10 protein-coding genes are annotated in these 11,120 nt (G+C 31.6%); 7 read left to right on the top strand and 3 right to left on the bottom strand.

The features are described 5' to 3' along the window. Nucleotides 1-436, bottom strand: a 436-nt coding sequence (locus tag PQ963_10770; protein MEN4030141.1) for an anthranilate synthase component I, incomplete at its 3' end; no start/stop codon positions are given. A 234-nt stretch (nucleotides 437-670) separates the two neighbouring features. On the opposite strand from PQ963_10770, the gene PQ963_10765 reads away from it, so the two are divergent. From PQ963_10765 to PQ963_10755, 3 genes are all read left to right on the top strand, one after another. Further along, nucleotides 671-1,060: a helix-turn-helix domain-containing protein gene (locus PQ963_10765; protein ID MEN4030140.1), complete on the top strand. Its 390-nt coding sequence runs from the start codon at nucleotides 671-673 to the stop codon at nucleotides 1,058-1,060. A gap of 29 nt (nucleotides 1,061-1,089) precedes the next feature. Continuing rightward, nucleotides 1,090-1,845 carry an RNA-guided endonuclease TnpB family protein gene (locus PQ963_10760; protein MEN4030139.1) on the top strand — a complete coding sequence of 252 codons (756 nt, stop codon included), beginning with the start codon at nucleotides 1,090-1,092 and terminating at the stop codon, nucleotides 1,843-1,845. A 62-nt stretch (nucleotides 1,846-1,907) separates the two neighbouring features. Continuing rightward, nucleotides 1,908-2,411, top strand: a complete 504-nt coding sequence (locus PQ963_10755; GenBank protein MEN4030138.1) for an amino acid-binding protein — start codon at nucleotides 1,908-1,910, stop codon at nucleotides 2,409-2,411. Nucleotides 2,412-2,570: 159 nt separating this feature from the next. On the opposite strand, the gene PQ963_10750 is transcribed toward PQ963_10755, so the two are convergent. Together PQ963_10750 and PQ963_10745 are read right to left on the bottom strand one after the other, a co-directional pair. Beyond that, nucleotides 2,571-4,565 carry a histidine kinase dimerization/phosphoacceptor domain -containing protein gene (locus PQ963_10750; GenBank protein MEN4030137.1) on the bottom strand — a complete coding sequence of 665 codons (1,995 nt, stop codon included), beginning with the start codon at nucleotides 4,563-4,565 and terminating at the stop codon, nucleotides 2,571-2,573. Nucleotides 4,566-4,873: 308 nt separating this feature from the next. Continuing rightward, the gene (locus tag PQ963_10745) at nucleotides 4,874-5,110 is read right to left on the bottom strand and encodes a HypC/HybG/HupF family hydrogenase formation chaperone (protein MEN4030136.1); all 237 of its coding nucleotides are present in this window, start codon (nucleotides 5,108-5,110) and stop codon (nucleotides 4,874-4,876) included. 160 nt (nucleotides 5,111-5,270) lie between these two features. Here PQ963_10745 and PQ963_10740 point away from each other — a divergent pair, with 160 nt between their 5' ends. From PQ963_10740 to PQ963_10725, 4 genes are all read left to right on the top strand, one after another. Next, nucleotides 5,271-6,560 (top strand): NAD(P)/FAD-dependent oxidoreductase, encoded by a 1,290-nt coding sequence (locus PQ963_10740; GenBank protein MEN4030135.1) that lies wholly within the window; start codon nucleotides 5,271-5,273, stop codon nucleotides 6,558-6,560. A gap of 306 nt (nucleotides 6,561-6,866) precedes the next feature. After that, nucleotides 6,867-8,762: a helix-hairpin-helix domain-containing protein gene (locus PQ963_10735; protein MEN4030134.1), complete on the top strand. Its 1,896-nt coding sequence runs from the start codon at nucleotides 6,867-6,869 to the stop codon at nucleotides 8,760-8,762. A 276-nt stretch (nucleotides 8,763-9,038) separates the two neighbouring features. Continuing rightward, on the top strand, nucleotides 9,039-9,956 hold the full coding sequence (gene nadA / locus PQ963_10730) for a quinolinate synthase NadA (protein ID MEN4030133.1): 918 nt from the start codon (nucleotides 9,039-9,041) through the stop codon (nucleotides 9,954-9,956). A 117-nt stretch (nucleotides 9,957-10,073) separates the two neighbouring features. Further along, nucleotides 10,074-11,120, top strand: a 1,047-nt coding sequence (locus PQ963_10725) for an aminoacetone oxidase family FAD-binding enzyme (GenBank protein MEN4030132.1), incomplete at its 3' end; no start/stop codon positions are given.

The raw sequence follows: 11,120 nt of genomic DNA, 5'->3' as shown, positions 1-11,120 counted from the left end.
TTAATCTGTCAAATACTATAGAATCTAAAAATAATCCAAACTGGAATTCAGGATAGCTGGACTCTGGAAAGTTCATATTTTCAAAGTATCCTGCTGCCTCGTAGGAAACGTAACCTACTAAACCTGCGCTAAATCCTTTTTCGATTGTTTTATTGATTTTGAGTTTTTTTATTTCATCAAATGGATTATTTGTTTCTATTAGTTCTTTTACTCCATTTTTTTCTATTTCTAATATATTTCCACGTGCTTTTAAGATTGCTGCTGGCTTAAAGCCAAGTACAGAAAACCTGGAAAGGCCGCTGTCACTTTCCATTGATTCAAGCAGATATGCACTTTCATAATTCCGGTAAATATTTTTAAATAGTTCAAATGGGGAATCAAAGTCTAATCTCATGCTTTGGGGTTTTTTTAATTCAATATCGCCAAAAACATTCACTGCCTTTCATCTTTTTCACCGTTTTATTTTAACAATTCACTATATACTGCAAGGTACTATTTAAACCTTTAGAGTACATTTATGTACATTAAAGATCTTTATCTAATTTCTGAAAGAATACTATGATTTCTATAAGTCATTAGATGAATTTTCAGATTAATACTTAAATCAAAGGGTTAAATACTGTGAAAACATAATTATAATAAATAATGAAACCAGAATTAGACAAAAACGATGAAAACCGTGACCAAATCCTATAAATATAGAATATATCCAAATAAAGAGCAGCAGGATATATTAGAATTTAATATGGGCTGTGCACGCTTTGTTTTTAACCATGTTAAAGTCATGTATGAAGTATATAGAAAACAGGCAGCGGAATATGGTTTAAAACCAGTATATGCAAACAGAAAACTGTTTAATAACATATTAAATGATTTAAAGAAGCATCATCCATTTTTAAAAGAAGCTAACAGCACAGCCCTTCAAAAAGCATATGATGACCTTATTTCTGCCTATAAAATGGTGGGTAAAGCTAATCATGGGTGGGTGAAATTTAAATCCCGTAAAAATCCTGTGCAATCGTTCAGAACTTTAAACGCTAAAATAGTGGAGGGAAACTAAAATTACCCAAAATTAAGAGCCTAATATCTATGAAGTACAGTAGAAAAGTTCGTGGAGATATATTAACTGCAACTATCAGCAGGAACAACTCTAACCAGTACTTCGTAAGTTTTAATGTTAAAAACAGTCCTGTTAAGGCTTTAAAAAAGACTAATCAAAAAGTAGGTATCGATTTAGGATTAAAGAATTTAGCAACATTTAGTAACGGCTTTAAAACAGGTAAAATACATTTAAAAGAGGTTGACAACAAAATAAGGAGATATAATCAAATCATAAGTAAAAGAGTTAAGAATGGGTGTAATTGGCTGAAAGCGAAAACCAAGCTTAACCAGTTATACCAGAAGAAAAAAAATATAATAAATGATTTTCTACATAAAACAACAACACGAATAGTACATGAATTTGATAAAATCTATGTTGGAAATGTAAATAACCAATTGGGATTGAAAAATAAGTATTTAGCAAGAACTACAGCAGATCAACACTGGTTTGAATTCAAGCGACAACTACAATATAAGTCTGATTGGTATGATAAACATTTTAAAGTTGTTAATGAAAAATACACTTCTAAAACTTGCAGTAATTGTGGATATGTTACAGAAGTTTGGGATTTGAATATTCGCAGATGGATATGCCCTGATTGTGGTTGTGATCATGATAGGGATGTTAATGCTGCATATAATATGAAAACCTTGAATGACAAACAACGTCATTCAAGGTTTTTTCTAACCGTGGGAACTACGGGGATTGCCTTTGGTAAAACCAACAATCAGTTGGTGGATTAGGAATCCAATGACCTCTTCAGGTCATGGTAGTTCAAATAGGATGAACAATACAGTGAAATATAATGTGGGATAAAATCAAACATAAATTTGAAAAATACCCCGCCCGCATAGACGTGGCACGTAAAATAATTGCATATGGACTTCGTGTGGGAGAAAAAGGTAAAATATACTGTGGAGACATAGAAATAAACGATGTAGCTATTGCAAGAGCAACAAATGTTGATAGAAGAAGCATCAAAGCCACAGTGGATACAATACTTGAAGACCCACAATTATCTAAAATATTTTCAAATATTATTCCTGCAGGACCGCTTGTTAAAAATATAGCCAGAGATCTGGGATTTGGAGTTGTGGAAATTGAAGCAGACGCCGGAAACCCGGGAATAATTGCCAGTGCTACGAATTTAATTGCAAGTAACAGGATAAACATCAGACAGGTACATGCAGGAGACCCTGAATTTGAAGAAAACCCTCGTCTTACTATAATAACAGAAAAACCAGTTGGAGGTAACCTTTTAAATGAATTTTTAAAAATCGAGGGTGTGAGAAAGGTTTCTATTTATTAGAATAATTAAATTTATAAGTCATAAAATATCATTGAAAATATGGGTGTTAAAGATGGATGAAGCTATCTTACTTTTAATAGTAATTTTTGCAAGTTTTGTTGGAGTTTCTGCGCTTACATTTGTAATGAACAGAAATGCAACTGATTAATACAAATATTTTTATTTTCCATTCTTATTTTTGAACCTAATCTTGAATTCTGTTCCATCAGTATTTTTAAGCTCTATCGTGCCGTTAATTTGATTTACAAGGGCATTTACAAGTTGTAAGCCCAGTGATGACGTATTTTGAAAGTCAATATCTTCTGGAAAACCTACTCCGTTATCACTTACAACTATTTCCACCATTTCTTCACTTTCTTTGTATAATTTAACGTTTATTAACCCATATTCATGATTTTTATTTATTGGAAAAGCGTGTTTTATTGAATTGGTGATAAGTTCATTTAATATAAGACCACAGGGAACTGCAGTGTCTATATCAAGCGAAACTTTACATAAGTCCAGTTCAGTTTTTATCAAGCCCATTGTGCCGTATGAATTAAAAAGCCCTGATACAAGTTTCTGTATGTATTCATCAAAGTTTATTCTTGCAAGATTATGGGATTGGTAAAGATTTTCATGTATTATTGCCATTGACTTCACTCTGTCCTGGCTTTCCTTAAAAACATCCTTGGCGTTTTCATCTTCAATATATCTTGATTGGAGACTTAAAAGGCTGCTTACTATTTGCATATTGTTTTTTACACGGTGATGGATTTCTTTTAACAATACTCTTTTTTCTTCAAGGGAATTTTTTATCTGTTCTTCTGCACGTTTACTATCATCTACATTTCTACTGCTACATATGAATCCCTGGTGAACATTTTCTTGATTAAATATGGGTTTACCTACTGTTTGAATCCAAATATAAGTTTCAGATGCTTTCTTGTATCGATATTCTATCTCATTGGAATCATTATTGTCACGTGCTTTTATAAATGACTCTTTCAAACTTTGAATGTCGTCTGGATGCACAAAATCTAATGCATTCTTTCCTAACAATTCATGAGGCTCATATCCCAAAATTTTACTGGATGATGGACTAATATATTGATATATTCCTTTAAAATTGCATCTTGTTACTATATCTATGGTATTATCTGTTATTAAGCGTAAATGCTTTTCTTTTTTCTCCAGTAATCTTTTATTTCTGTTAATTTCTTTCAATGAAATTATTTGACGAATAAATACCATTGTTATTATAATTAAAGAGCCTCCGATTATAATATTTAAATGGGAGGTGTTGGGATACATGTAAATTCCGATTAAAAATATATAAATAAAAAAAAGCCATATTACGGGCAAATATGCGCTCCAATTAATTTTAATTAGAAATTTAAATGATTTGAATGGAAATGACTTGAATTTATCGTTTTTAATATATGAAATACCGGCTAATGCGGTTAAAACATATGATATCAACCAACCCGCATCTAATAACCCGCCAGATTTATATTCTCCAAATAGAAACTGGTAAACAAAAATGATATTTGTTAAAACCAGAATCACCGTACTGATTGTTAAAAAGGTAAATGGAACTTTTTTTACCTTTCCAAACCAGTTAGAAAATAAATAAATCAAAGTAAACAACAGGAAAATATCAAGGAGCAGATAAGACATATATATGCCCATGCCAATACTGTTTACTGGATTATTTTGTAAAATAGGGTCTATTAATACTATCCACAGAATTAAAGCCGCAGAAATTATTAAGATTCCAGTATCAAGAAGCACCTGGTACCTTCTGATTTCCTTAGTTTTTTCCACGGGTAAATAGAAAATTCCAATTAAAATTAGAGGATAATATGTCAAATAAAAGATATCTGCAATAGATGGGAAGGAAACCTGATTAAAACCCGCAGACAGTAATATCCAGATGATGTTACCAATTAGGGTTACTACAATTGATAATGTAATTAAGGTCCATCCAATGAATGCGCCTCTTCCAAGTTTAGATGATTGTTTTGTAACATAAAAAAGAACTGATAAAACCAGAAAGTTTATTGAAAGGAATATTATATCATCTAAAACAGAAAAAAAGGAGGAATAATTATTGAATACAATTAAAAATCCAAGAAATATTGTTAAAATGATTAATAAATCACGAAAAAACATAATATTCATTTTATATCTGGAAAATAACATTTTATCATCTCTATCTGGTCTTTTATTATAATATAATTAAGATTAAATAATAAAAACTTTGGCCTTATAACTTTTTAATGATTAAAAAAGTTAAGATAAAATATTTATTCCATTCCAGACTTTAAAAAAGTTATTATTAAATTATAATTAATAAATTAGCTTTTTGGGAAAAATAGTGTAAGAAAATAATATATAAACAAATTAAAAATTTTAATTTTCAAAATTAAACTAAAAATGAAATTACATCATTAAATATAGAAAAATAAATATTAGATGAATTACTGATTATCTTCTTCATCCAATGCTTTAAGCAGTTCTTCCCATGCTTCTAAGGACTCTTTAGCTTCCTTGTCACTTAAAACTTCGATAGCATATCCAGAATGAACCAGTACATATCTACCCACTTCCACTTCTTCAACCAAATCCAGTTTAGCGCTTTGTCTCACTCCTCCAAAGTCAACAACTGCTATATTATCGTTAATTTCTATTATTTGAGCTGGTGCTGCGATACACATTGAAAATCTCCTCTTGTTTCATTTTTAAGATAAATACTTCAGGTTATTTATATAATAAGTTAAATTTAGAATCTTTTAAATTACATTCACTATAAAAATTTCTTTAACAATTTTTAATATGTACTCATAACATATAAAAATATGCTATGGAGGATGAGTCATGGATATTGTAGTAATCGGCGGAGGTCCAGCAGGTCGAACAGCTTCAATTGAAGCTGCAAGCATTGGAGAAAACGTAACTCTTATTGAAAAAAGTGCAATAGGAGGTACATGTCTTAATGAAGGATGCATGGTAGTTAACGGGTTAAATGATTTTTCAAAATTCCTGGTGGATGCAAAAAACTTTAAGAAACTTGGAATAATTGATGAAATTCCTGATTTTGCTTTCAGTAAAATAACCAGAGGAGTTAAAGATACTGTTTCTAAAATAAGTCATATCCTTGAAAATGAAACTGAAGAAGCTGGAGTAGAAATAGTAAAAGGAACTGCAAAGCTTGAAGATGAAACAGTTATTGTTAGTGATAACGAATATGACTATGATAAATTGATAATATCTACCGGTGTCAGACCGCTTATTCCTGAAATTGAAGGATTTGAAAATGCAATTACCTATAAAGATATTTTAAAATTAACTGAACTTCCAGAAAAGATTAATATAGTGGGAAGTGGAGTTATTGCCGCCGAATTTGCAGGCATATTTTCCACAATGGGTACAGAAGTTAATGTTTTATGTAGAAATCAGTTTTTAGGGGTACTTGATGAAGATATTAAAAACTATGTGATAAAAAACCTTTTGCCAGAGGTTTTAATCCATGAAAATGTTCATACAAAAAAGATCCACGAAGACCATATAGTGACAGAATATGGAAAAATTGAGGGTAAAACACTTTTTGCAACAGGAATGATTCCAAATTCTGAAATAGCTGCAGATATTGTGGATTTAAATGAAAAAGGCCACATAATTGTGGATAAAAGGATGCAGACAGGTCATAAAAATATATATGCTGCAGGGGATGTGGCAGGAAAGATAGGAAACACGCCAATTTCGAGGGCAGAAGGAGTAACTGCAGCAAGAAATGCCTGTGGGATCTACGCAGAGATGGATTACAGTCTTATTCCCTATGCAATAAATTTATATTATGATGTGGCATTTTTAAGTTCTGAAGATGCCAATGAAGGCATGGAAGGATATATTCCAGGCCCTGCAGGGCCAGGGTCATTCTGGAGAGCTCTTGAAGGTATGACCGGAATTACCAAAATGAATATAAATGAAAATAGAGGTGTGAATAAGATATTTTCCATTTCTCCATCGTCACGTACCAGTATGGCTTATATATCTAAATTATTAAAAGAAGGACAGAATATAGATGATTTTGACAATTTTATGGAAGTACACCCTTCCACAGATGCTATTTACAAATTAATGAGGTTTTTTGCAAGATTTGAATAAAGACCTTTAAAAAAATAGAACTTTAAAACTAGTGAATATTCAAAAAAGCTTAAGAAAAATAATTCAAACACACTATTAGAATCCAAAGACTTTAACATATCGTTTACGAAGTATGGATTATTAATTTTGATTTAAATATCATTTATCCATGTCTACCAAATTATATTTAAACATACCAACGCTATATATTGAAAATGAATAAAAAATTTTTCAAATTTATCCAGTAATGTTCCTGCAATTAATAATGTATATGTAAAGCTATAAAATTAATATGATCAAATAATAGGGCGTTAACGGTGATAAAAAGTGGATCTAACAAAAATCAAAGGTATAGGCGAAAAACTGGCCAGAAAAATTGTGGACAGTTTTGGAAGTGAAGAAGAGCTGATCACCGCAATTAAAAACTTTGAAATTGATAGAATTTCAAAAATTGAAGGTGTAAGTCAATCTAAAGCCATAGAAATAGTAAACACTGTTTTAGGTAATCCTAAAGAAGAATTTTTAAAAACCAGCCGTGCAGCTCAAATTTATGATGATATAATGGCCAGAATTATTGCATATTCAAATACAAAATATGGAAAAAACCGTATCCTCCTGATAAGTCCAACTAATGATGTTAATGCAATAAATGAAAATCTTGACTTTGTAATGAAAGCAAAAGAAACTGTATCAAAGCTACCAGTAGACGAAATCAGTGATTTACTTAAAAAAATAAATCACTCAACTAAAGATAAACCCAAATATGATTCAGCAAAAGCTTTACTTGTAGAATCAAGAACTGATTATCACAGACTACTTGAAATGAATTTAAACAGATACTGTACTATCATTACAGCAGAGGAACTTGAAAACCTTGAAGATTATGAATTTGTAGTTTATATATATTCAACTGGTGAAATAGAACTTGATAACACATATAACGTTGCAATGGTCACCAGTGACTCTTTGGAATATGAAATAGTCCCTGAAACAGTTCTTTCATATTTCTACGCCAATTATGATCTTTTGTCAAATATACTGAAAATTAAAAATATACTGAAAAGAGAATCAGTAATTAAGGAAGTTATTGAAATTCTGGACTCTCTGCAATCTTTGAAAGTTGATGAAAGCTTATTTGATGAGGCTGTAGAATCAGCAAAGATAAAAGCTGATAAGAAACTCAAAGACAGTATTAAAAAGGTTGATCTTAAAGGCGATGAAATATTAGCACTCATGAATGAAGGAATGCCCGGTAAAATCCAGAAAATCTTCGATGAAGTAATAAAAGAAGCCCGTGATGAAATTAAAGAGAAAACAGGCAGTTCATTTGATCCTTTCATCCAGAAATACCCTGTTGAAATTGATTACAGGGAGCTTGAAAGAATTAAAAAACAGGTAATTGCAAGCAAGCACATCGATGCATTTGAAGGGAAGGTTAAAGCTGCTTCACGTCTTTATGACCTTAAAGAAAAGGTAGAATCTGAAATTCAGGAAATACTTGAGTTTGATTACGAGTTTGCCATCGGATGCTTTGCACATTACTATAATTTAAATCCACCAGTATTAGGAGATGAATTTAGTTTTAAAGGAGCAGTGCACCTTAATTTGGTATTAGAAAATGGACTCAATATTCAAAAAATAGATTACTCCCTTAAAATACCTGAAAATGTTGCACTCCTTACCGGGGCAAACAGTGGTGGTAAAACAACACTACTTGAGACCATGGCCCAGATTTCAATAATGGCCCAGATGGGACTTCCAGTTTGTGCAGATAAAGCCACTGTAAAGCTGGTTGATGAATTATATTTCTTCTCAAAGAAAAGATCACTTGATGCTGGAGCATTTGAATCCTTCTTAAACACATTCATACCCGTTGTAATTACAGATACCAGTAAATTAGTTCTTCTTGATGAATTAGAGGCAATTACTGAGCTTGAAGCTGCTGTAAAGATAATTGCAAGTTTTATTGATTTATTAAAGGGGTCTGATTCATATGCAGTCATTGTAACACACATGGCACGTGAGATAATGAAATACACTGAAGTGAGGGTAGATGGAATTGAAGCAAAAGGACTGGATGAAAATTACAATCTTATTGTTGATAGAACGCCTAAAATGAACTATCTGGCAAAGAGTACTCCTGAACTGATTCTAAGGATGATTTATGAAAAGTCTGATGGTAAAATAAAAGATATTTATGGCCAAATACTGGAGAAATTCTAAAACAGGGCCATGTAAACACGCAGTGTCTGCGGCTCAGGGAATTTTTGGCTTCAAAAATCGAAACCTGCAAAATATAATAGAATAGAGAACCTAAAGTAACTCCAAAGCAGGTCATCTTAAAAATAGCATTTTTGGCATCCATAGTAAAAAATTTTTACTAATCCCCTTAAGGTTTAAGTATTTATTAGATAAAACAGATAAATAAATTTCAATAGCTATAGTTAAATATTCAATTTTGGCACTGTTTTTAATTATACTGATTTGAAGGCGATTTTTATGTTAAATGATCTGCAAAGAGAAATTATACAACTTAAAGAAGAAAAAAATGCAATAATACTGGCTCATAACTACCAGACAGGAGATATACAGGAGATTGCAGATTTCATAGGTGATTCTCTCGAGCTTTGTATAAAGGCATCGGAAATAGAAGATAAAGATCTGGTTATTTTCTGCGGTGTTGACTTCATGGCAGAAACTGCATCAATATTAAACCCTGATAAAAAAATACTGATTCCTGATACCGGGGCAGAATGTCCTATGGCACACATGCTCCCTGCAGAAGATGTAAGAAAAGCAAAACAGAGATTCAGTGATGCTGCAGTTGTTTTGTATGTTAACACCCTTGCAGAGGCAAAAGCAGAGGCAGATATTTTGTGCACATCTTCAAATGCTGTTAAAATCGTTGAGAGCCTTGAGGAAGATAGAATACTCTTTGGACCAGACATGAACCTTGCAGCATATGTATCAAGGTTTACAGATAAAGAAATAATCCCAATTCCTGAAGGCGGGCATTGTTATGTGCATAAAATGTTTACAGGCGAAATATTCTTTTTAAAAGAGAAATATCCGGAAGCAGAGATACTTGTTCATCCAGAATGTGATCCAGAGATTCAGGAAATGGCAGATTATGTTTTAAGCACAGGTGGAATGATAAGTCACGTTAAAGAATCTCCTAAGAGCACATTTATAATCGGTACAGAAGTGGATCTTGTAACGCGCCTTAGACGGGAAAATCCAGATAAAAATATCATCCCTGCATTATCTGAGGCTATATGTAAAACTATGAAACTGCACACACTTGAAAAGGTTAAAAATTCTCTGTTAAATGAGGAATTTGTTGTAACAGTGGATGAAAAAATTGCAAATAAAGCAAGAAGCGCTGTTGAACGAATGATTGAAGTATCTAAAAGATGACTTATTTTCTTTTTTCTTTACATGTTCAGGAAATAACATGCTTGAAGCAAAAGAAATTTAAAAAATATAATAAATTCATACTAATTGCTTAATTTTTTTTAATTGAACTGGAATATTATGATACTTCATGACATAGCAGTAGTTGGTGCAGGACCAGCAGGTATGATGGCAGCTATCAGGGCAGGACAACGTGGAAAAAGTGTTATTTTAATAGAGAAAAACGACACTTTAGGAAAAAAACTTAAAATAACAGGTAGCAGCAGATGCAATGTTACAAACACGGCTCCTTTGGATTTATTCTTAAAAAAATTCGGCAAAAAGGGCTCTTTTTTAAGATCAGCACTGGTTAAATTTTCAAATAGAAAGTTAATGTCATTTTTTAACTCTAAGGGTTTAAAATTAAAGGTGGAGGAAAAAGGAAAGGTTTTCCCTGTTTCAAACAAATCAACGTCAATTATAAAAGCTTTAAAAGAGTATTTATCTGAAAATAATGTAAAAATAAACTACAACACCAGATTAAACAAAATTAAAGTTAAAAAAAGCTATTTCAGTTTGGATTTGGGAAATAATAACTATATAGCTGCTAAAAGAGTTATATTAGCTACAGGCGGTGTTTCGTATCCTGTTACTGGTTCTACTGGTGAAGGCTTGGAGATAGCTAAAAAATTAGGTCACAGAATTACTGCCTTAAGACCAGGACTGGTTCCATTAAATGTAGCTGAGGGGTGGGTAAAGAAATTAAAGGGAATAACTCTTGAAAATGTTGTTCTAACATTTAAATATGGAAAAAGAAAAATAATATCTGATAATGGAAATATAATATTCACTCACTTTGGAATTTCAGGTCCTCTGGTACTGGATTTAAGCGGTGAAATAGTTCCACTCCTTGAGAGAAATGAAAAAATTGATCTTTTCATAGATTTAAAACCAGAATTTACAAATTCAAAACTTGAAGAAATGTTGATTAAAGAATTTGAAGCACGGGGTAAAACAGAATTTAAGAATTTTATGAAACTTTTAGTTCCTAATCGAATGATCCCTATCTTTATTGAACTTTTAGAGATTGATCCTAAAAAAAAGGTTAATCAGGTGAACCGAAAAGAAAGAATTTCAATTGTAAATCTCTTAAAAGCTTTTCCTTTAACAATAATCAGTTCTTTACCT

The sequence above is a fragment of the Methanobacterium sp. genome (assembly GCA_039666455.1).
Lineage (GTDB): Archaea > Methanobacteriota > Methanobacteria > Methanobacteriales > Methanobacteriaceae > Methanobacterium_D.
This window is presented reverse-complemented; position numbering and strand designations above follow the sequence as displayed.